Origin of the sequence: Mycetocola tolaasinivorans (assembly GCF_003667565.1) — a bacterium.
GTDB classification, from domain to species: domain Bacteria; phylum Actinomycetota; class Actinomycetes; order Actinomycetales; family Microbacteriaceae; genus Mycetocola; species Mycetocola tolaasinivorans.
On sequence record NZ_RCUX01000004.1, the window covers coordinates 72,692 to 93,070 of the forward strand.

Here is a 20,379-nt window from a genome sequence, read left to right on the forward strand (position 1 = left end):
TTACAATTGGTGACGTGAGTAACACGACGATTAGCCTGCCGATGCCGAGGATCCCCGGTGCTTCAAGCCGACTCCAGGATAACCCGGTCGCCGGACCCAAACGTGTGCTGCTGGCCGCCCCGCGCGGCTACTGCGCCGGTGTTGACCGCGCCGTCATTGCGGTTGAGAAGGCGCTGAACCTTTATGGCGCACCCGTTTACGTGCGCAAACAGATCGTGCACAACGTGCACGTGGTCTCCGAACTCGAGGCGCAGGGCGCGATCTTTGTCGAGGAAGTAGACGAGGTCCCCGAGGGCTCGCACATCGTGTTTTCCGCGCACGGCGTTTCGCCGGCCGTGGTGAATGCGGCCGCCGATCGCGGCCTCCAGGCCATCGACGCCACCTGCCCGCTGGTCACCAAGGTGCACCGCGAGGCCGTGCGCTTCGCTCGCGCGGATCAGGAGATCCTGCTGATCGGCCACGAGGGCCACGAAGAGGTTGAGGGCACCGCGGGTCACGCTCCCGAGCGCACCACCATCGTGAACGGCCCCGAGGACGTCGACAAGATCACCGTCAAGGATCCCGATAACGTGGTGTGGCTCTCGCAGACCACCCTCAGCGTGGACGAGACCATGGAGACCGTGCGCCTGCTGCGCGAGCGCTTCCCGAACCTCAAGAACCCGCCGTCGGATGACATCTGCTATGCCACCCAGAACCGTCAGGTCGCGATCAAGAAGGTCGCCGTTGGTGCAGACCTCGTGATCGTCGTGGGTTCGGCCAACTCGTCGAACTCGGTCCGTCTCGTCGAGGTGGCTCTGGAGTACGGCGCGAAGGCCGCCTACCGGGTCGACTACTCGAGCGAGATCAAGCAGGAGTGGCTTGACGGCGTCCAGACCGTCGGTGTCACCAGCGGTGCCTCGGTGCCGGAGGTCCTGGTTGATGAGGTTCTGCGCGACCTGGCCGGTGCCGGTTACGGCGACGTCCAGGAGGTCAAGACCGCCGAGGAAGACCTCATGTTCTCCCTGCCCAAGGAGCTCCGCAAGGACCTCGAGGGCAACCGCGACGAGCGCGCCCTGGGTGGCCGTCGCTCGTCCTAGATTCACTTCCACGCTTTTCGAGAGGTAACGATGACCCCCCAACCCCGCTTTGGTGAATTCGCGACTCCCGAGGAGCAGCGATCCCAGATGGACGGAACCGGAGCGGCCGAGGACTCCTCGGAGACCACCCCGGCCGTAGCGCCCGCGCAGCCCGCTCGTCCGCAGTTTGGCGAGCGGGTTGAGGGTGCACAGCTGGCCGCAGCCACGCCCGCGGATGGCGATTCGGAGAAGGAGCCGGCAGCGCCGGTGCCGACCCCGGTGCCTGCGCCTGCGCCGGCTCCCCAATATGGTGAGCGGCGTCCGGCCTCGCAGCTTCCGCCGCCCGAGTACGGTGAGCGCGTGGAGGAAGCTCCGCTGCCCGCCCCCGAGTATGGCGAGCGTTCCACGGATGCCCCGGTCTTCGCGCCGGTGTCCACTCAGAATGCCGCCTCGAAGCCGTCGACTCAGAACGGCGTCCCGCGCTACTCGGCGGGTTCGTTTAGCCACGTTAACGTGGGTGGGCGACCAGGGGCCCCGGCCGGTACCGAACAGCCGGGCCCGTCTGCGGTGCGTGCTCAGGCTCCCCGTCCCGGTGGAAAGCGTCCGGCAACCTCCGCGCGCGGATTTGACGGGCTGGACACCCCGCCGCCCGCGGACCGGTTTATCTCGTTTCTGCTTCTGGCATTCGGAGCCTTCTCGGTTTTGACCAGCGTGCCCGCACTCCTGAACCTTCGGGAGGCGTTTGCCGAGTATTACAAGCAGCTGGGCATTTCGAGTGATGGCCTGGGGCAGGCCATCACGGTGTCGGGCTGGATCATGCTCGCGGCCATGGTGATTATCTGGGCGCTCTCGGCCTGGTGGACCCTGCGCCGCATCCGGGCCGGACGCTCCTCCTGGTGGATTCCCGTTCTGGCGGCCGTCGTGGCGCTGCTCGTGATGACCATGATTATTGCGCCCACCATGGCGAATGATCCGGCCTTCCAAGACTACGTCAAGACGCTGCAGCCGTAGCGTTTACGCGGCAACACAAAACCCCGGCGGTGCAGATGCACCGCCGGGGTTTTGTTTGTCCCGTCTTGCGGACGAGTGGTGAGGCTGAACTAGATGGTCAGCGACTTTCCGTGCGAACCGAGCTGACGGGTCGACTCGATGACGCGTGCGGCCATGGCGGTTTCGGCGATCTTGCCCCAGGCGCGGGGGTCGTAAACCTTCTTGTTGCCGACCTCGCCGTCTACCTTGAGGAAGCTGTCGTAGTTGCGCAGTACGTTGTCGGCGATGGCACGGCTGAAGGCGTACTGGGTGTCGGTGTCGATGTTCATCTTGATGACACCGTTGGCGACGGCCTCGCTGATTTCGGCGTCGGTCGAGCCGGAGCCACCGTGGAAGACGAGGTCGAGCGGCTTGGCGGCGGTACCGTACTTGGCGGCGAGACCCTCCTGGATTTCCTTCAGGAGTGCCGGCTGCAGCTGCACGTTACCGGGCTTGTAGACGCCGTGGACGTTACCGAAGGTGAGCGCTGCCATGTAGCGGCCTTGCTCGCCGAGGCCGAGGGCCTCGACGGTCTGGATGGCGTCTTCGAGGGTGGTGTAGAGGTGCTCGTTGATGTCGTGGCTGACGCCGTCTTCCTCGCCACCGACAACACCGATCTCGACCTCGAGGATGGCGTTGATGTTCTTGGTCTTCTTGATGATCTCCTTGGCGATCTCCAGGTTTTCACCCAGGGGTACGGCCGAGCCATCCCACATGTGGGACTGGAAGATCGGGTTGCGACCGGCCTTGACCTCTTCTTCGGAGGCGGCGATCAGCGGGTACACGAAGTCGTCGAGGGCGTTCTTCGGGCAGTGGTCGGTGTGCAGGGCCACGGTGATCGGGTAGTTATCGGCGATCGCGTGCACGAACTTGGCGAATGCCAGGGCGCCCGATGCGCGGTTCTTCACGGTGTGACCGGCGAAGTAGTCGGCGCCACCGGTGGTGACCTGGATGATGCCGTCGGAGCCAGCCTCGGTCAGCCCCTGGAGCACGGCGTGAATGGTCTGCGAGGACGACACGTTGAACGCCGGGAACGCGAAGGCGTTTTCCTTGGCGGTGTCGAGCATCCGTGCGTACTGCTCGGGGGTTGCGATAGGCATTACTTCTCCTTAAGCGATGTCTGTATGGAACACCTTGAGTCTATCGAGACGCGCGGCTGCGCGCCCGAAAAATATGTACGTATGGAGTGCCATATGCCGGATGATGCCCGGCCGCGGGCGGGTGCTCGGGGTGGTGCACATCCGTGCGGATCGGTTGTGCACGGCAGAATCGGGCACAATTGATGACATGAGTGAGTCGTCGACCGGGCCGCGCCCGGGGTCAGCCTTTTTCCGTCCCGCGGGTTCTGCCGCCGCCCGTCCGGCGGCCGCGCGACGTCCGGCGGCCCCCGTGGGCTGGCCGGGTGCCGAGGCCCTGCGCGGGTTGCGGCTGGCCACGGTTGCCGCTGCCACCGCGGCGGCCGATCACGTGGGGTCGGGGGATCCGCTGGCCGTGGATGGCGCGGCGGTAAGCGCGTTGCGGAGTGAGCTGGACACCCTGAATCTTTCGGGCGTTGTGATTGCGGGCGAGGGGGAGAAGGATGAGGCCCCGATGCTCGCGGCCGGTGAGACCTTTGGGCTGGGCGGTACCGCGGTGGAGATTGCCGTGGATCCGGTGGATGGCACGCGTTTGGCGGCGGCGGGGGAGCCTGGCGCGATGGTGGTCCTGGGTGTGGCTGAGCCGGGATCGTTTGCCGATATTGGGCCGGCGTACTACCTGCAGAAGATCGTGGCGGGTCCGCGTGCCCCGAGGGTTTCCGTTGATGCGCCATTTGGGGAGACGCTTGCGGCCATTGCCGCTCACCGCGGGGTTTTGGTTTCCGAATTGCACGTGGCGATTCAGGATCGTCCGCGTAACGCGGAGCTGATGCGCATCGCAAGTGAGGTGGGCGCGCACTGTGATTTCTTTGAGCACGGCGAGGTGGAGCGGTCGCTTCGGGTGCTGCAGCCGGATGCCGAGCTCGATGTGGTGGCCGGTATTGGTGGTGCACCCGAGGGGCTCGTGGTGGCGGCCGCGGTGCGGGCGCTGGGCGGTTCGATGGAGGCACGGTTTGCCCCGCAGTCGCGGTCGGAGCGTTCGCGGATTGAGGCGCACGGGCTGAGTGTGGATGCCCTGCTGGGTATGGATGAGCTGTGTGGGGGCCGTGCGGCCATTCTGGTGAGCGCCGTTACCGAGTGCCTGATTGTGCCGGGTTCGCCGCTGCAGGCGGTGCAGGGCAAGGGTCAGGATGCGCGAATCTGGTCATGGTCGGCAACCGAAACCTCGGCATAAACATCGCTTTTTGTTAAGATCTCAACTTCTTAAGCGTGGTTTTGGGCCACACGCCGGTACTCGTCTTTGCGCGCGGGGTTAGTGTGGATTGGTTCGCTAGGTTCACGTTTTGAGGAGCGTTTTTCATGAGTCAGCCCAATACCGAGTCGCTTTATCTGCAGCCGGGTCGAAATCTTGCACTTGAGCTCGTTCGGGCGACGGAGGCGGCGGCGATTCGTGCCGAGCCGTACATTGGTCGTGGTGACAAGCTGGCGGCCGATGGTGCGGCGGTGGATGCGATGCGTGCGTTCCTGGGTACCGTCAATTTTGATGGCACGGTGGTGATTGGCGAGGGCGAGAAGGATGAGGCCCCGATGCTGTTCAATGGCGAGCGGGTGGGCAATGGCCAGGGGCCGGCCGTGGATATCGCGGTTGATCCGATCGATGGGACGAGTCTGACTGCCGCGGGTCGGCAGAACGCGCTGTCGGTTATTGCGGTTGCTGATCGTGGGTCGATGTTGGATGCCTCGACGGTGTTCTACATGGACAAGATCGTGACCGGGCCGGAGGGTATCGGGGTTGTGGATATTCGTCAGTCGGTGGGGGAGAACATTCGTGCCCTGGCGGCGGCGAAGAAGGTTCCGGTTTCAGATATTACGGTGGCGGTGCTGGATCGTCCGCGTCACGAGGGTCTGATTGAGGAGATTCGCGCGGCGGGTGCGGGTACGCGTCTGATGCTTGACGGCGATGTGGCGGGCGGTATTAACGCGGCTCGGTATGGGACGCGCATTGACATGTGCCTGGGTACGGGTGGTAGCCCGGAGGGTATTGTGACGGCGTGTGCGATCAAGGCTCTGGGCGGTCATATTCAGGGTCGTCTGCACCCGCGTGATGAGGCCGAGCGTGCGCGCGGTCTGGCCGCGGGGTTGAAGATGGATTACGTGTATGGCGCGGATGAGCTGGTGCGCAGCGATAACACGTTCTTTGTGGCGACGGGTGTGACCGATGGTGGTCTGGTGGCGGGTGTGCAGCACCGCGGCCCGATCATTCGTACCGAGAGCATTGTGTTGCGTTCGAAGTCGGGCACGATTCGTCGGATCGTGGCGGATCACCTCGTGGAGAAGTGGCGCTAGCCTCTCTCGTAGCTCAGTTGCGCCGGGTGTCTCCTTCGGGAGACACCCGGTTTTTCGTGTACCGGGTACGGGGTTGGCGCGGGCCTAATCGTGTGTGTGGTCGGCTTCGTTGCTTGCAGTGTGGTCGAGGCTGGCGGCGCGGTCGAGGCCGGCAACCAGGTCGACGTCGGTGATTTCGCGGAGGGGTTCTTCGACGGGGGTGAGGCCCGCGATGACGCGGTCTTTGTCGATGCGGCCGAGTTTGCGGGCACTGGGTAGGACCTGGTGTTCGAGTGAGCCGATGACGACGTTGTAGTCCTTGACGGAGCGTTCGATGGAGCGACCGAGTTTTTGGAGCCGGGTGGCGGTGCCCGCGAGGCGGGAGTGGAGTTCGCGGCTGAGGTCGAAGAGTTCGGTGGCTTCCTTGGTGAGGACGTCCTGTTGCCAGCTGAATGCGACGGTTTTGAGGACGGACCAGAGCGTGACGGGGGAGGCGAGGGCGACGCGCTTGGAAAATGCGAAGTCGAGGAGGGTGCGGTCTGCTTCGAGGGCGGAGGAGACGAGGGATTCGCTGGGGATGAAGGCGATCACGAGTTCGGGGGAGGCGGGTAGGCCCTCCCAGTAGGTCTTGTTGCCGAGGGCGACGACGTGTTCGCGTACGGCCTTGACGTGGTCGCGGAGGAGGCTTTCTCGCCGGGCGGCTTCGGCTCCGGTGGCGGTAGCGGGGATCGCGCTGGCTTCGAGGTAGGCGTTGAAGGGAACCTTGGCGTCTACGGCGATGTTCTTGCCGCCGGGGAGGTGCACCACCATGTCGGGCCGTCCGGCGCCGGCATCGGTGGTTACGGAGGACTGCACGCTAAAGTCGACGCGTTCGATCAGGCCGGCGGCTTCGACCACGTTGCGCAGCTGGGTTTCTCCCCAGACGCCGCGCACGTTGTTTGATCGCAGCGCTCCGGCGAGGGTGTCGGTGGTGCGCCGGAGCCGTTCCTCGGCTTCGGTTGCGGCGCGCAGCTGAGCACTCAGCTCGCCGTGCTGGAGGCTGCGCTGGTTTTCGATGGCGCTTACGGCCGTCTGCATGGTGCGCAGGGTCTCGGCGACCGGGGCGAGGGCCTCCAGAACCCGGGCGTCCTGTGATTCTCGAGAGCGCAGCTGCGCGGCCTCCTCGGCGCGGCGGCGCTCCTGATCGGCAGCCTGGCGGCGCTGAGCTTCGAGCTGATCGCGGAGCTCGCCCGTGGTGGCCTCGAGCGCGGCAAGCTCGGCGCGCAGCGCACCTCGGATCTCGGACTCATTGGCGCTCTGTGCCAGGAGATCGGCCGAGTGCCGGGCGTTCAGAATGTCTACCTCGGTGCGGGCAGCACTCGCCCGCTGATCGGCACTGCGCAGTGCCGACGCCGCTCTGCGCTGGGCAACGAGCCCGCCGAGGACCGCGCCGAGGAGCAGCCCGAGCGCGAGACCGAGGAGGAGGGGGAGTAGTGAGTCCATGTCCTCAGTGTGCCCGAGGCCACCGACACCTGGGGTGAGGCGACCAGACGGGTGGAAAACTCAATTGCCGGGGTGGGCTGTGCAATGTTACGGCTCCGTGGTGGTGCCGGTCTCGGAACGAATCGCGATGAGGTCGCCGCGATACGCCTGGCGCGCGGCATCCACCACCCGCCCCTCGGCGGAGCGTGTGATGCGGTGACGCTCGAGAATCGGGCCGTCGAGCGCAGCGCCCAACAGAATGCTCTCCTCGAGGGTGGAGGCGCGCGCCGTGAGCTGCTCGGCCACCGTGGAGGTGCGCCGGATGATCGAACGCAGCAGGGTATGGAGGTCTCCGCTATCGAGTGCGTCCGCCGCGAGGGTGCCCCGTGCGGCGGGGAGGAAGTTTTCAAGGATCGCGAGTGGCGAGCGATTCGCACTCAGCAGTCGGCGGACATAGAGGACAGGTTCGCCGACCGGGATTTCCAGCTGTTCGGCGATGTCACCGATCGCGGGTTCGATGGTGCTCTCGAGCACGGAGGTGGTGGGGCGGTGGCCTTCCTGAGCGAGTGTCTTCACGGTGTCGATGCGGTCGAGTCGGGTGTGGATTCGGATGTGAGCCACCCGGGTGCCGATGCCGCGTCGCCGCGAGATGAGGCCGTCTGCGACGAGCTCCTGTATGGCGCGTCGCACGGTGGGGCGCGAGATTCCGAGGCGCCCGGCGAGCGTGATCTCGTTTTCGAGGCGGCTTCCGGGTGGCAGTCTGCCGAGGGAGATAGCCGAGCGGAGCTGGATGGACAGTTGCCGGTAGAGCGGGGCCTTGTCGTTGCGATCGATTGTGAGGGTGAGTGGCGTAATGGGGTGGCCGGTTGTTCGCATCGGTGCTCCTCGAGATGCCGTGTGTAGATCGAGTGTTTGTGCGGACGCTAGCAACGCACCGTGGGAGTTTCTGGGGTGCCCGGAACCAACGCTCCGGCGCTCGGCTGGCTGTGAGACACCGGGCCGGGTACGATAGACCTTTGTGGCCCTCACTATCGGAATTGTCGGACTGCCCAACGTTGGCAAGTCAACCCTGTTTAACGCCCTGACCAAGAACCAGGTGCTCGCGGCGAACTACCCGTTCGCGACGATCGAGCCCAACATCGGGGTGGTGAACCTTCCTGACGCGCGCCTGACGAAGCTCGCCGAGATCTTCGGCAGCGAGCGCATCCTGCCCGCCGCCGTGTCCTTCGTAGACATCGCGGGCATCGTGCGTGGCGCGAGTGAGGGTGAGGGTCTGGGTAACCAGTTCCTCGCAAACATTCGTGAGGCTGATGCTATTGCTCAGGTTGTGCGTGGCTTCGCCGATTCGGACGTCATTCACGTTGACGGCAAGGTCAACCCCGCGGGTGACATGGAGACCATCAACACCGAGCTGATCCTCGCGGACCTGCAGACGGTAGAGAAGGCGATTCCGCGTCTGGAGAAGGAGGTCAAGGGCAAGCGCATTGACCCGGCCGCCCTGGACACCGCCAACGAGGTGCTTGCCGCGCTGAACGCCGGCACCCCGCTGTCCGCCACCAAGATCGACCTGGAGCCCGTTCGCGAGCTCGGTCTGCTCACCGGCAAGCCCTTCATCTACGTGTTCAACGTGGATGAGGAGGTGCTGCAGAGCGACGAGAAGCGTGCCGAGCTGGCCGCCCTCGTTGCCCCCGCCCAGGCCATCTTCCTCGATGCCAAGCTGGAGTCCGAGCTGATCGACCTGGACGACGCCGACGCCGCTGAGCTGCTGTCCTCCACGGGCCAGACCGAGTCTGGTCTCGACCAGCTCGCCCGCATCGGTTTCGACACCCTGGGCCTGCAGACCTACCTGACCGCCGGCCCCAAGGAGTCGCGCGCCTGGACGATCCCCAAGGGTGCCAAGGCTCCGCAGGCCGCCGGCGTGATCCACACCGACTTCGAGCGCGGCTTCATCAAGGCCGAGATCATCTCGTTTGCCGACCTGGTGGAGACCGGTTCGGTCGCCGAGGCCCGCTCCAAGGGCAAAGCCCGCATGGAGGGCAAGGAATACACGATGCAGGACGGCGACGTGGTGGAGTTCCGCTTCAACGTCTAACGCGCCCCGCTCACACGGTCCGCTTCCTTCGGGAGGCGGGCCGGTTGTGCAACGTAGCCTCGTAAATCTCCGGTCTAGCAGGATTCTGACAGGGATACGCATCAGTCGGAGCGCCCGGGAAGCACGAGTACTCGATCGCGAACTTGCATTAGGTTGACGATTCTTTTCCCTCCCGGTGGGACTTCGTCGGGCGCGTGGGCGGTGTGAAGTTTTTCAGGGTCTTCGTTGAGTTCAATTTATTGACGAGCCGCACACTATCTATTTAACGCGCCGCGTTATGCTGTTGAGGAATCATCACGCCGTTCGCGGATCGAGACACGGAGCGGCTTTTTGCGCGCATTCCGACGAGACGTCTAGATTCGCGAGTGCAACGTGCGGCCCTCATGAAGCCCCTCATTCTTGATGCAGCTGTTTCTCTGGAGGACCTACGTTCTCCGCCGAGGAACCGGCTAGAAGCATTGAAGGGTAATCGCGCCGGACAGCACAGCATCCGAGTCAATGGGCAGTGGCGCATCTGTTTCGTCTGGACCGACGGCGGAGCTTCCCACGTCGAAATCGTTGACTATCACTAGGAGGATGTCATGACGCTCAAATTGATACCGGTGCACCCCGGAGAAATTCTGCTCGACGAGTTCATTGTGCCGCTCGGGATCACTCAGAATCGACTCGTGGTGGCCGTTGGTGTGCCGGCCCGGCGGATCAACGAGATTGTGCACGGCAAACGGCGGATTACGGCCGACACCGCACTGCGGCTTGGGCGCTATCTGGGAAACAGTGCGCAGTTTTGGATAAACCTGCAGACCCACTACGACCTTGAACTCGAACGGGACGCGCTCGCCGAAACCCTGGAGGCAATTCAGCCTCTGCAGCGCGCGTAGCCTCTCATGCGTGCATTGCGGAAGCGCGGGTGTGGTTCATTGAAAGAGGACCGACATGCCCGGAGGGGTCATTCGCCGCACGGCTACCGATAGCATGTCAGTTTGCGGCGGAATGAGCCTTCCGCCGAGACCAAACGGGTTGGAGAAGTCGATGGTGGGCGCGATTCCGGACATTTCAGGACTCTCGGTGCGAGATCTGCTCCGGTTGGAGGCGCGCATCCTCTTCGAGCTTCGGAGCCGCGATCTCGTGCGAACCAACAATAAGCCCATCGGTGATATTGCCGAGCAGGTCGTGTTTCTGGCGCGTGGTGGGGTGCTTGAGCCCAACTCCACGAAGTCGCACGACATCACAACCGAGGCGGGACAGCGCATCCAGGTAAAGGCCATGGCCTCCCGTGCTGCGGGGGATTCGGCACGTTTCAGTCCGTTTCGAAGCACGGACTTTCACACGGCCGTCTTTCTCGTGTTTAACGAGGATTTCGAGATTGTCGAGGCCGTAGAGGTCGAGGCGAAGCAGATCGAGGACAACATTAGGCTCATTCCGCACACCAACGGCCGCCAACCCAGCCTTCGACAGATGCGGACGATGGGATGGGACGTCACCGCGGAGATGCAGACTGCGTACGCCCGTATCGAGTAGCCCGTCATTCGCGGGGTTCACCTCGTCTGGTAGGTACACCTCAGCCCTCTAAGCGTGAACCCCTAACGCACCATTCGCACCTCGTCGCCGCCGGACTCATAGCCCGTCGGCTGGCGTGCGCCGTCCGGAGCAAAGCCGTTTCGCGTGTAGAAGGCGCGTGCGCGCGGATTGTCCTCCAGGACCCAGAGGCTCGCGGGGTCCTCACCAAGGACGTGATCCAGGACTGCCTGCCCGGCACCGGAACCGTGCTCTGCGGCGAGGAGGTAGAGGAAAAAGAGCGCGCGATCGCGCACGGGTGCGTTTTCGGTGGGCACACCCGAGCCGGCAAACCCGATCAGCCTGCCCCGACGCTCGGCCACCGCGAACCTGTCGGTGGGGCGAGGCTGGGAGCAGATGGCCTCCCAGAGTCGGAGTCGATTAGCGCGCGCCTCATCGCCCCAGGCCGAGGCGGGAAAGCGGCCGGCGTAGGTTTCCCGGCAGGTTTCGAGGTGCAGCTCGGCAAGCTCCACCGCCTCATGGGCTCGCGGCTCGCGAATGATGAAGTCCGTCATGACCTCAACCCTTGCGCGGTGAGAGGTGCCGGTGGCCACTGTTACGCAGAGAGGCGCGCCCGCCCCAAAATCTCGGCAATCACGTCGGTCTTCGCATCGGCGTAGTCGTTCATATCCGACCACGTCCGCTCGGCGAGTGCGCGCTTGGTTTGGGCGTAGAGCTCGCGATCGGCCGCATCGGAGCGCAGGTGATTGCGCAGTGCAATATAGTCGCTGACCTGCGAGTGTTCGGGTTGATAGACGTGAATGTGCACGTCCTTCTCCGGCGTGCGGAACATTCGGTGATGGTCCTCGCGCACGCGCAGCACAAAGCCCGCGGCCTCCATCGCGGGCACGTAGGCGCCCTCGTTTTCCACATCGGTGACGGTGAGCAGAATGTCCACGAGGGGTTTGGCCGCGAGGCCGGGAACGGAGGTGGAACCGATATGCTCCACGGAGAGCGCGACCGGGCCAAGTGCCGCCAGAATCTGCTCGGAAAGCGACGCGAAGCGCACCGGCCAGGCCTCGTCATAGGGAACCACCACGATGGTGGGGGTCTCCCGCCCGCCGATCAGTACCGAATCCAAATACGCGTCTCGCTCGTCACTCATACGGCAATTCTTTCAGATGCGCGGAGCGCTGAGTGTTGAGACGGATGTGAAGATCATTGAACCCGTGAGATACAAAAGTATATTTTCATATACTTTTGTAGATTAAATGCGGGTTCTATGTCAGGCTGGAATGAATACTGGAGGGACATCATGCGACTGCAAAATCCGTTCGCCGCGATGAGTACAACGGGCCTTGACTCGCAGGTTCTCACCGTGCTGTGCCGCAGCGATCAGTTCCTCACAGTTGATCAGATTCATCGGCTCCTGCCCGAGGACGGCTCTGCCCCCGGCGTGCGCAAGTCGGTGGTTCGGCTCACGAATCAGGGTGTTGTCGCGGAGCGATCGGTCGGCCGCAACCTGGCCTTCGCGTTCAACCGTGAACACTTACTGGCCGATGCAATCCTGCAGATTGCCGACGCCCGAAACACGCTCATTGCACGCCTTCAACGGGTGATTGCCACATGGGAGGTACAGCCCCTGACCGTGAAGATATTCGGTTCGGCCGCTCGTCAACAAATGCGCGATGACAGCGATATCGACGTCCTCATGGTTTTCCCCGATGGCATCTCGGAGGACGCTTTGGACGATGCCGTGGGCGAACTGTCTGCGAAGCTCCATGTTTGGACTGGAAACGACGTGCGACCGCTGCTCTATCGGGCATCCGAGGTGCGGTCGGCGAGTATTTTCGACTCAATTCTCGCCGAAGGAATCGATGTGGCGGGCGACCCCACCTGGCTGCGCAGGCACCTCCGGCATCAGCGTGAAGTCGCATGAATCCCCGGGGTCGTGGAAGCAAGACCGTCCCTGCCGATGACGTTGTCCGCCGCGGGCGACTCGCCAAGGCCGAGCAGTTCCTCCATGTTGCGGACGATGCCCTCGAACTGGCGCTGACCGATACGCTCGGCGTGGGTGATGCTGCCGTGACCCTGTACGTTCATGCGGGCATAGCCGCGGCCGATGCTCTGTGTGCGGGGGCGCTGGGGCACCACGCGCAGGGCCAGGACCATCAGGACGCGATCTCGCTGCTGGGCACCGTGAACACGGCTGCGGCTCGTGAATTGAGCGCGCTGTTGGCTATGAAAACCCGCGCAGGTTACGGTCATGATCCGATTAGCGCATCGAACCTGAGACGAGCCTCCCGTGCTGCCCGAGCCCTGGTGGAACGCGCCGCCCGGTAGGGGAACGTCAGCCAATGCGGCGACCCCGTCAGAACCCGATATGTTCGACGATTGTCCTCTCCTCACCGACGTCTCAACCGTCTGGGTGGGTGCCCCCATCGGAGGTTCCTCGGAAATCAACGCCCTCGAAAAAGTGCTGGCCGAGGCGGGTTTTGAGTCACGAGAAACGATCCGACTACACCGCAACGAAGTCACGGAGTACGCGCGGTAGCGATAGCGGAACGTGGCGTTACCGCGACGCTGTGGAGAGGTGCCCCATCGCCTCGATTAGTGGCTCGCAGCCAAACAGGGACGGAACGTCCTCGGATTCACCGGAGCCCCCGTTGGGACCTTCTTTCCCTGTACGATGAACCGTTCGTATCGTTGTGCAGGGTTGGGGATGAATGTCGGAGCAAGAACCCGGGCCGGGATCCGGGGCAAAGACTCGGGAGCAAAAACAGAAACGCGCCTGGCTCGGAACCGCTGCACGTGTCGGTCAGATCGCCGGGCACTCGATCTTTTTCCTGGTGATGGGTGTTGTCACCCTGGTAGCGGTGGTGCTGGGAATCGGCGGAATTGTCTCTGCACAAGAACCACAACTGTGGGGCACCTTCACGCAGACGTCTCAGGAGTGTATGAAGGCCGTGCCCGAGAGTCGATGCTCAAACTTTGGTAACTGGGTGAGCGATGATGGCAGCACAACCCTGACCGATGTCCGCCTCGATGGAACGGTCAACGAGGGCGGAACGGCCAGAACGAGCTACCGCCCCGGTGGATTCAATAACGACGAAGACAACAACATCGTTCACGTGGAGTGGACCAGCTCCGGGTTTATCTGGTTCCCCTGGATTCTCGTGATCCTCAGTGTGGGTTCGTGTCTCTACTATGCCAAAAAATGGAAGCGGCGCACCCGTCCCACGGGGAAGATCGGAAGGCACGCGGCGCAATCCTGAGCTGCAGATCTGTGTGCGAGCGGAAGCTTCGGTTGCAGCTTCACACCGTCGTGGGTGTAACCTGACCCCGATGCCCCCGAGTGGGCGTCCCATTCCCCGCGGCTCCCTCAGCGAGCCCCATTTTTCCGACTGGAGAATCCCATGATTCAGGCCAATATTGCCGTAGACAACAGCGCCGTCGAGGGCGAGCGCGTTGACGTTTCGCTCAACAACGTGGTGTTCGAAATGGTCACGTCCACCACCAGCGTGGTGGCCGCCGAGCCCACCCTGTTCCGCTACTTCGAAAACGAGGGCGTGGTGTGGGGTGACTACACCGGCGACACCGTGATCGAGGGTCGTTTCTCGGGCATTCGCGAGGGTGACACCCTGCACATGTCGTACAACCACCGCTCGAAGAACGGCAACCTCGTGCACGGAAACGACACCACCATCGTGTCCCGTCAGGCCGACGGCCTGCTGCGCCTGACCGAGTTCTACGTCGGCGCAAACGGCGAGCCGCAGCTCAGCGTCTGCCGCGAGGTCGCCGCCAAGTAGGACGGCCCCTCAGGCACCACCAACACGCACCACCCACGAGGAGGATGAGGCTAGCGCAGCGGCGCTCCCTCATCCTCCTCGCCCGGTTCTGCGATCCGCAGGTGCCGGGTTGACCCGAGCGGAGACTCACCCGCCCACTCCCCGGGGGAGCGCAGCGCGCGGCCGGCAAATCCGGCCCCCAGGCTCACCCGGTCCCACTGCTCATCCATCACAAACACCGTCTCGGTGGACTTGATCGAGGGCCACTGCGCGAGGTTCATCGCCACCAGCTCGTGAATCGCCGCCACATCCGCCGCACGCACCAGCAGCATGCCGTCGTGCGCGCCCGCGGTTACCGCAAAATACTCCAGTTCCGGCACCGTGGGGAGGCGCTCGCGGAACGCGCCCCACTGGTTCTGCTCGAGCGAGACAAACACCAGCGCGGCCACCCCAAAGCCTGCCGCCCGGAAGTCCAGGGTCGCGGTAAAGCCGGTGATAACGCCGGTCTCAATGAGCCAGTCATAGCGCTGATAGGCGTTCGATCTGGAGATCCCCAGCTGCTCTGCCAGGGCGGCGATCGAGAGCCTGCCGTTGCGTCGCAGCAGATCGACCATGCCGATGTGAATATCGTCGAGTTGCATTCTGTCTCCGTTGAGCTGATGAAATTACGCGGGAATTGGACGAAACGCCAAGAATATTGAAAATAGGTGCACATTATGCGCACTTTTGTTTCCTATTTGACACAATAATCGCTTATCGCATAATTTCTGTAAAGAGTTATCCATTTCGGGTAACGAACAGGAGGCCCCACACATGAAGTTCTCAAGAAAGAGCGCCGCCGCCACCGGCCTGGCAATCGCCGCCGCTCTCGCCCTGTCCGGTTGTGCCGGCGGAGCGAACAACGGATCGACCGACGGAGGCGCCGCGGGCAAGTCCCTCGTTGTCGACGCATCCTTCGACCTGAAGACCGCAGACCCCAACCGCCAGTACGAGACCACCGGCTCGATCGTGGCCAAGGCTCTGTACCAGACGCTGCTGACCTTCGAGGGCAACGACGTCACCAAGCCCATCGATGGCCTCGCCAGCTATGAGATGAACCCCGAGAACACCGTTCTCACCCTGACCCTGAAGCCCGGAGCGAAGTTCTCCGATGGCTCCCCGGTTACCATAGACGACGCCGTGTTCTCGCTCACCCGCGTGCAGGGCGTCAAGGGAAACCCGTCGTTCCTGCTGGACGGCGTGACCGTCGCCAAGACCGGCGACAACACCCTCACCCTGACCTCGGCCGAGCCCAACCCCGCTCTGCCGTTCATCCTGCCTAACCCGGCACTCTCCGTTGTGAACAAGAAGGTTGTGGAAGCCAACGGCGGCTCCGACACCGAATCCGACAAGGCCGAGGCATTCCTCAACAAGACCTCCGCCGGTTCCGGCCCGTACAAGCTCGAGTCGTTCGATGCCGCCAAGCAGGTTGTGCTGACCGCCAACCCCGAGTACAACGGCCCCAAGCCCGCCTACTCGCGCGTAGTTCTGCGTAACGTTGCCGGCCCGACCCAGAAGCTGAACGTGGAGAAGGGCGAGTCGCAGGTTGCCCTCGACCTCAACCCCGACCAGGTCGCCGAGCTCGCCGGTTCCAAGGTGAAGATCACCTCGGACCCCTCGCGCTACATGATCTTCCTGCTGCTGAACCAGAACAAGGACGTCAGCAAGATCACCAGCAACCCGGACTTCCTGAAGGCCGTCAAGCTGGGTATCGACTACGACAAGATCGTCAAGATGGCCGGCGACGGCTCGGTTCGCCCCGGCGGCCCGATCCCCTCGCTGTTCGTCGGCGCGGTTGACGCCAAGCAGGGAAACCAGCGCGACGTTGAGGCGGCCAAGACCGCCCTCAAGGCCGCGGGTTACAACGGCGAGAAGGTCACCCTGAACTTCCCGAACGACATCACCGTGCAGGGACTCTCGCTGCAGAACGTGGCCGAGGCCGTACAGGCTCAGCTCAAGGAGGTCGGCATCGACATCGCGCTGGCCCCCGCCCCGGTGGCCACCGAGCTCGACGCCTACCGCAACGGCACCGAGACCGTGGGCCTCTGGTACTGGGGTCCGGACTTCCCGGACGCCTCGAACTACCTGGTGTTCTCGCCCGGTGAGCTCGTCGGTCTGCGTGCCGGCTGGGCCGCGGGTGCCGACGCCGCGGTGACCGAGCTGGCTAACGCCGCCAAGGCCGCCACCGGTGAGTCTCGCGCCGCCGCCTACGAGGCCTGGCAGAAGGCTCTCAACGAGAGCGGACCGTTCGTGCCGCTGCTGCAGCCGGCTCAGAGCATCGTGACCGCTCCGAGCATCACCTCGGTGATCACCAACCCGGTCTGGACCGTGGACCTTGCCCTCATCAAGTAACACCGCCGTCACCACTGAGACGGCAGACCGTAGCGCACGGAGGGGTGTTCCCCCCTTCGTGCGCTACGTCGCGGTTCGCCTCGGACTCAGCGTTCTGCTGATGTTCGGGGTGACCGTGGTCACCTTTGTTCTCACCAACCTGGTGCCCGCCGACCCCGTGCAGGCAGCCCTCGGTGAGCAGGCGGCCGCCGATCCCGCGATTGTCGCAAAGTTCCGAGCGGACAACGGCCTGGACCAGCCGCTCGTGGCGCAGTACTTCACCTACCTGAACAACGTGCTGCACGGAAACTTTGGTGTTTCCACCCAGACCCGGATGCCGGTGGCCGATGAACTCGCCTCCGCCGTACCCGCCACCATCGAGCTCGCGCTGGCCGCGATCATCTTCTCCACCCTGATCGGTATTGGCCTCGGCCTCTGGGCCGCGCTCAAGCAGCGCACCATCGTCGACCAGATCATCCGCGTGGTGAGCCTGATCGGGCTGTCCTGGCCCACGTTCTGGCTGGCACTCGTGGTCTACTACGTCTTCTTCTTCGTGCTGGGTATCTTCCCCGGTTCGGGTCGCCTCGACCCGGTGTCCATCGCCCCGCCCCAGGTCACCGGTCTGTACACCGTTGACTCGCTGATCGCCGGACAATGGGGCACCTTCTGGGATGCCCTCTACCACCTGGTGCTTCCGGCTTCCGTGCTCGCGCTGTACACCATCGGTCTACTGACCCGGTTCGCACGCTCGGCCGTGCTCGAGGTTCTCGACCTCGACTACGTCAAGGCCGCCACCGCCAAGGGTTTGCCCCGCCGCACCGTGGTCTTTGGCTACGTGCTGCGCGGTGCCCTGGTGCCGATCATCACCGTGCTGGGCCTCGCGTTTGGATCCCTGCTGTCGGGAACCGTGCTGGTGGAAAAGGTGTACTCCTGGCACGGCCTCGGTGAGTACTCGTTTGCCGCCGCCACCAAGCTCGACCTGCCCGCCATCATGGGCGTGGGTCTGATCGTGGGCTTTGTCTACATCGGCCTGAACTTCCTGGTGGACGTCTTGTACGGGGTCATTGACCCGAGAGTGAGGCTCGCATGAGCGCCGATATCCTGACCCAGCGCGCCAAGCGGCGCCGCTGGCTGAAGATCTCACCGGCGTTTCGCACGCCGCTGGCGATCACCGGAATCACGATCGCCGCACTGTGGGTGCTGATCGCGATTTTTGCGCCGATCATCGCCCCGTTTGATCCGCTGGCCCAGGACTTTGATCGCCTGCAGCCCCCGAGCGGTGCCCACCTCTTCGGGACCGACGCCGTGGGCCGAGACGTGCTCAGCCGGGTGATCAGCGGTGCCCGCATCTCGATGCCGCTGGCGCTCGCGCTCGTGGTGGCCTCGATGGTCGTGGGCGGCACCCTCGGTGCCATCGCCGGCTACTTCGGCCGCGCGGTGGACGAGATCATCATGCGTATCGCCGACCTCGTGTTCGCGTTCCCGACCATCATCCTCGCGATGGTGATCACCGCGGCGCTCGGCCCGAGCCTCACCAATGCCGTGATCGCGATGTTGATCGTGTCTTGGCCCGCCTACGCCCGCGTGACCCGCTCACTCGTGCTCTCGGCGCGACGCCAGGAGTACGTGATCGCCGGTCGCCTGCTGGGCAACAGCCCGTTCACCACGCTGCGACGGGACATTCTGCCCAACGTCATCTCGCCGGTCTTTGTGCTTGCGATGCTCGACGTGGGTACCGCCATCCTGCTGCTCGCGGGTCTGAGCTTCCTGGGCCTCGGGGCCACCCCTCCGCTGCCTGACTGGGGCGCGATGGTGTCCGATGGCGTGCAGCAGTTCTCCTCCTGGTGGATCGCGGCCTTCCCCGGTCTCGCGATCTTCACCGTGGTGATGGCGTTCAACTTTATTGGGGACTCGCTGCGCGACTCCCTCGACCCGCGCGCACAGGACGCGGTGCAGGGGAGGGCAATGTGAGCCACGCAAAAGAGTTTGAGTTTGACGGGGCCCGGCACGCGAGTGCCGAGGACGGCCTCGCCATTCGCGACCTGAAAATACGTATCGGCGAGAGGGAGATCCTGCACGGGATCAACCTCGACCTGATTCCCGGACAGATCACCGGCCTCGCCGGAGAATCCGGTTCGGGAAAATCGATCACCGGACTCGCGATGCTTCGGCTCCTGCCGAAGAACGCGAAGACGGAGGGCTCAATCACGTTCGAGGGACGGGACCTCCTGGCCCTCCCCGAACGTGATATGGGCCGCATTCGGGGCCAGCACGTGGGCATGGTCTTCCAAGACCCGACCGCGAGCCTGCACCCGATGCTCACCATCGAGCGCCAGCTGACCGACCACCTGCGCGCCCACACCGGCGTCTCCAAGAAGGAGGCGCGGGAGCGTGCGCTGGACGTGCTGCGGAAGGTGCGGGTGCCGCTGCCGGAAACCGCGCTGAAGAAGTATCCGCACCAGTTCTCCGGTGGTCAGCTGCAGCGCATCGCGATCGCCGTGGCGATCATCTGCGAGCCGCGCATCCTCATCGCCGATGAGCCCACCACCGCGCTCGACGTGACCGTGCAGGCCGGCGTGCTGCGCCTGCTTCGTCAGCTCTGCGATGACCTCGGCCTGGCCGTGCTTCTCATCACCCACGACCTGGGTGTGATGAGCAGCCTCGCCGATCGTATCGCCGTGCTCCGTCAGGGCGAGATTGTGGAGGAGGGCACGCGCTATGACGTGCTGCGAAACCCCCAGCACGAGTACACCCGTGCGCTGATCGACGCACTGCCGAGCCACGAGCGTGCGGGTGCCGATCTGGAGTCCGCCGAATCCGCGGCGCCGGTTGAAGAAATCTCGAAGGAGGTCGGCAATGAGTGAGTCCCTGCTAAGCCTGGATGACCTGCGCGTGCAGTACAAGCTGCCGGGCCGGGGCATCCTGACCGCGGTTGACGGCGTGAGCTTCGACCTCAAGCCGAAGCAGGTGCTGGGCCTGGTCGGAGAATCCGGCTGCGGAAAGTCCACGCTCGCGCGGGCCGTCTGCGGTTTGGAGCCCATCCACTCCGGCGGCATTACGTTCAACGGCACCCCGATCCGAACCCTCGGAATGCGGACCCGTCCGGCCGAGCTGCTGCGCATCCAGATGGTGTTCCAGAACCCGTACGCCTCGCTCAACCCGCGGCGCACCGTGGGAAAGCAGATCGAGGATGGACTGCGCATCCACCCGCAGCGTGACAGCTGGAGTGTTGCCGGTCTGCTGGAGGAGGTGGAGTTGCCTGCGGAGGCGGCAAACCGATTCCCTCACCAGTTCTCCGGTGGTCAGCGCCAGCGCATCGCGATCGCACGAGCCATTGCGTCCGGACCCGACCTGCTGATCGGTGATGAGCCCATCGCCTCGCTCGACGCGAGCCTGCAGGCAAAGGTCGCCGGCCTCATGCGCCGCCTGGCTCTGGAATCGGGTGCGTCGATGCTGTTCATCAGCCACGACCTCGCGGTGGTGCGCACCATCGCCGACGAGATCGCCGTGATGAGCAAGGGTAAGGTCGTCGAACTCGGCACCGTGGAGCAGGTGTGGCGTTCCCCGCGGGACCCCTACACCCAGCGCCTCCTCGCCGCGATCCCCGCGGTCGACGGCCTGGGCACGCTTCCGGGCTTGCCCGAGGACTAGTCCACGCAACACAGAGGGAGGGTGCCCGAGTTTTCGGG

General features: G+C 64.2%; 23 protein-coding genes. 17 read left to right on the forward strand and 6 right to left on the reverse strand.

All coding sequences use genetic code 11. The annotated features are described in order from the left end of the window. Positions 1-41 precede the first annotated feature (41 nt). Together D9V32_RS05800 and D9V32_RS05805 are read left to right on the forward strand one after the other, a co-directional pair. Positions 42-1,076 carry a 4-hydroxy-3-methylbut-2-enyl diphosphate reductase gene (locus tag D9V32_RS05800; protein WP_121647965.1) on the forward strand — a complete coding sequence of 345 codons (1,035 nt, stop codon included), beginning with the start codon at positions 42-44 and terminating at the stop codon, positions 1,074-1,076. Between the two features lie 30 nt (positions 1,077-1,106). After that, complete coding sequence (locus D9V32_RS05805) at positions 1,107-2,066, forward strand: DUF6264 family protein (RefSeq protein WP_121647966.1); 960 nt, start codon at positions 1,107-1,109, stop codon at positions 2,064-2,066. An 89-nt stretch (positions 2,067-2,155) separates the two neighbouring features. Here D9V32_RS05805 and fbaA read toward each other — a convergent pair whose 3' ends face one another. Continuing rightward, positions 2,156-3,184, reverse strand: a complete 1,029-nt coding sequence (gene fbaA / locus D9V32_RS05810; RefSeq protein ID WP_121647967.1) for a class II fructose-bisphosphate aldolase — start codon at positions 3,182-3,184, stop codon at positions 2,156-2,158. Between the two features lie 187 nt (positions 3,185-3,371). Here fbaA and D9V32_RS05815 point away from each other — a divergent pair, with 187 nt between their 5' ends. Further along, positions 3,372-4,394, forward strand: coding sequence for a fructose-bisphosphatase class II (locus D9V32_RS05815; RefSeq protein WP_183086196.1), 1,023 nt, complete (start codon positions 3,372-3,374; stop codon positions 4,392-4,394). A 125-nt stretch (positions 4,395-4,519) separates the two neighbouring features. Then, the gene (glpX, locus tag D9V32_RS05820) at positions 4,520-5,506 is read left to right on the forward strand and encodes a class II fructose-bisphosphatase (RefSeq protein ID WP_121647969.1); all 987 of its coding nucleotides are present in this window, start codon (positions 4,520-4,522) and stop codon (positions 5,504-5,506) included. An 84-nt stretch (positions 5,507-5,590) separates the two neighbouring features. Here the strand turns inward: glpX and D9V32_RS05825 are convergent, their stop codons facing one another. Together D9V32_RS05825 and D9V32_RS05830 are read right to left on the reverse strand one after the other, a co-directional pair. Continuing rightward, positions 5,591-6,967, reverse strand: a complete 1,377-nt coding sequence (locus D9V32_RS05825; protein WP_121647970.1) for a DNA recombination protein RmuC — start codon at positions 6,965-6,967, stop codon at positions 5,591-5,593. Between the two features lie 87 nt (positions 6,968-7,054). Continuing rightward, positions 7,055-7,822, reverse strand: coding sequence for a GntR family transcriptional regulator (locus D9V32_RS05830; RefSeq protein ID WP_121647971.1), 768 nt, complete (start codon positions 7,820-7,822; stop codon positions 7,055-7,057). Positions 7,823-7,964: 142 nt separating this feature from the next. On the opposite strand from D9V32_RS05830, the gene ychF reads away from it, so the two are divergent. From ychF to D9V32_RS05850, 4 genes are all read left to right on the forward strand, one after another. Then, on the forward strand, positions 7,965-9,038 hold the full coding sequence (gene ychF / locus D9V32_RS05835) for a redox-regulated ATPase YchF (protein WP_121647972.1): 1,074 nt from the start codon (positions 7,965-7,967) through the stop codon (positions 9,036-9,038). Between the two features lie 293 nt (positions 9,039-9,331). Next, the gene (locus tag D9V32_RS05840) at positions 9,332-9,610 is read left to right on the forward strand and encodes a type II toxin-antitoxin system RelE/ParE family toxin (RefSeq protein ID WP_281272130.1); all 279 of its coding nucleotides are present in this window, start codon (positions 9,332-9,334) and stop codon (positions 9,608-9,610) included. A gap of 9 nt (positions 9,611-9,619) precedes the next feature. Continuing rightward, positions 9,620-9,916, forward strand: coding sequence for a HigA family addiction module antitoxin (locus tag D9V32_RS05845; RefSeq protein WP_121647974.1), 297 nt, complete (start codon positions 9,620-9,622; stop codon positions 9,914-9,916). 151 nt (positions 9,917-10,067) lie between these two features. Continuing rightward, the gene (locus D9V32_RS05850) at positions 10,068-10,556 is read left to right on the forward strand and encodes a DUF6998 domain-containing protein (protein ID WP_183086197.1); all 489 of its coding nucleotides are present in this window, start codon (positions 10,068-10,070) and stop codon (positions 10,554-10,556) included. Between the two features lie 62 nt (positions 10,557-10,618). Here D9V32_RS05850 and D9V32_RS05855 read toward each other — a convergent pair whose 3' ends face one another. Together D9V32_RS05855 and D9V32_RS05860 are read right to left on the reverse strand one after the other, a co-directional pair. Beyond that, a complete protein-coding gene (locus D9V32_RS05855; protein ID WP_121648169.1) occupies positions 10,619-11,107 on the reverse strand; it encodes a GNAT family N-acetyltransferase in 489 nt (162 codons plus the stop codon). 41 nt (positions 11,108-11,148) lie between these two features. After that, positions 11,149-11,697: a GrpB family protein gene (locus D9V32_RS05860; RefSeq protein ID WP_121647975.1), complete on the reverse strand. Its 549-nt coding sequence runs from the start codon at positions 11,695-11,697 to the stop codon at positions 11,149-11,151. Positions 11,698-11,814: 117 nt separating this feature from the next. On the opposite strand from D9V32_RS05860, the gene D9V32_RS05865 reads away from it, so the two are divergent. The 4 genes from D9V32_RS05865 to D9V32_RS05880 all read left to right on the forward strand — a co-directional run bounded on the left by D9V32_RS05865 (position 11,815) and on the right by D9V32_RS05880 (position 14,341). Then, positions 11,815-12,471, forward strand: a complete 657-nt coding sequence (locus D9V32_RS05865) for a nucleotidyltransferase domain-containing protein (RefSeq protein ID WP_245982095.1) — start codon at positions 11,815-11,817, stop codon at positions 12,469-12,471. Continuing rightward, on the forward strand, positions 12,468-12,875 hold the full coding sequence (locus tag D9V32_RS05870) for a hypothetical protein (RefSeq protein ID WP_121647977.1): 408 nt from the start codon (positions 12,468-12,470) through the stop codon (positions 12,873-12,875). Before D9V32_RS05865 ends, D9V32_RS05870 begins: the two co-directional genes overlap by 4 nt. A gap of 383 nt (positions 12,876-13,258) precedes the next feature. Beyond that, on the forward strand, positions 13,259-13,807 hold the full coding sequence (locus D9V32_RS05875; RefSeq protein WP_121647978.1) for a hypothetical protein: 549 nt from the start codon (positions 13,259-13,261) through the stop codon (positions 13,805-13,807). A 141-nt stretch (positions 13,808-13,948) separates the two neighbouring features. Further along, positions 13,949-14,341, forward strand: a complete 393-nt coding sequence (locus D9V32_RS05880; RefSeq protein WP_121647979.1) for an avidin-fold protein — start codon at positions 13,949-13,951, stop codon at positions 14,339-14,341. 50 nt (positions 14,342-14,391) lie between these two features. Here D9V32_RS05880 and D9V32_RS05885 read toward each other — a convergent pair whose 3' ends face one another. Further along, the gene (locus D9V32_RS05885; protein WP_121647980.1) at positions 14,392-14,961 is read right to left on the reverse strand and encodes an Lrp/AsnC family transcriptional regulator; all 570 of its coding nucleotides are present in this window, start codon (positions 14,959-14,961) and stop codon (positions 14,392-14,394) included. A 172-nt stretch (positions 14,962-15,133) separates the two neighbouring features. Between D9V32_RS05885 and D9V32_RS05890 the strand changes: the two genes are divergently transcribed. Genes D9V32_RS05890 through D9V32_RS05910 form a run of 5 tightly spaced genes read left to right on the forward strand, consistent with a single transcriptional unit; the run spans position 15,134 to position 20,341 of the window. After that, the gene (locus tag D9V32_RS05890) at positions 15,134-16,711 is read left to right on the forward strand and encodes an ABC transporter substrate-binding protein (protein ID WP_121647981.1); all 1,578 of its coding nucleotides are present in this window, start codon (positions 15,134-15,136) and stop codon (positions 16,709-16,711) included. A gap of 58 nt (positions 16,712-16,769) precedes the next feature. Further along, the gene (locus tag D9V32_RS05895; RefSeq protein WP_245982099.1) at positions 16,770-17,780 is read left to right on the forward strand and encodes an ABC transporter permease; all 1,011 of its coding nucleotides are present in this window, start codon (positions 16,770-16,772) and stop codon (positions 17,778-17,780) included. Then, the gene (locus D9V32_RS05900) at positions 17,777-18,661 is read left to right on the forward strand and encodes an ABC transporter permease (protein ID WP_121647982.1); all 885 of its coding nucleotides are present in this window, start codon (positions 17,777-17,779) and stop codon (positions 18,659-18,661) included. The genes D9V32_RS05895 and D9V32_RS05900 overlap by 4 nt, the downstream gene beginning before the upstream one ends. After that, positions 18,658-19,554 carry an ABC transporter ATP-binding protein gene (locus D9V32_RS05905; protein ID WP_220700661.1) on the forward strand — a complete coding sequence of 299 codons (897 nt, stop codon included), beginning with the start codon at positions 18,658-18,660 and terminating at the stop codon, positions 19,552-19,554. The genes D9V32_RS05900 and D9V32_RS05905 overlap by 4 nt, the downstream gene beginning before the upstream one ends. Further along, positions 19,547-20,341: an ABC transporter ATP-binding protein gene (locus tag D9V32_RS05910; RefSeq protein WP_121647983.1), complete on the forward strand. Its 795-nt coding sequence runs from the start codon at positions 19,547-19,549 to the stop codon at positions 20,339-20,341. Before D9V32_RS05905 ends, D9V32_RS05910 begins: the two co-directional genes overlap by 8 nt. The last annotated feature ends 38 nt before the right edge of the window (positions 20,342-20,379 follow it).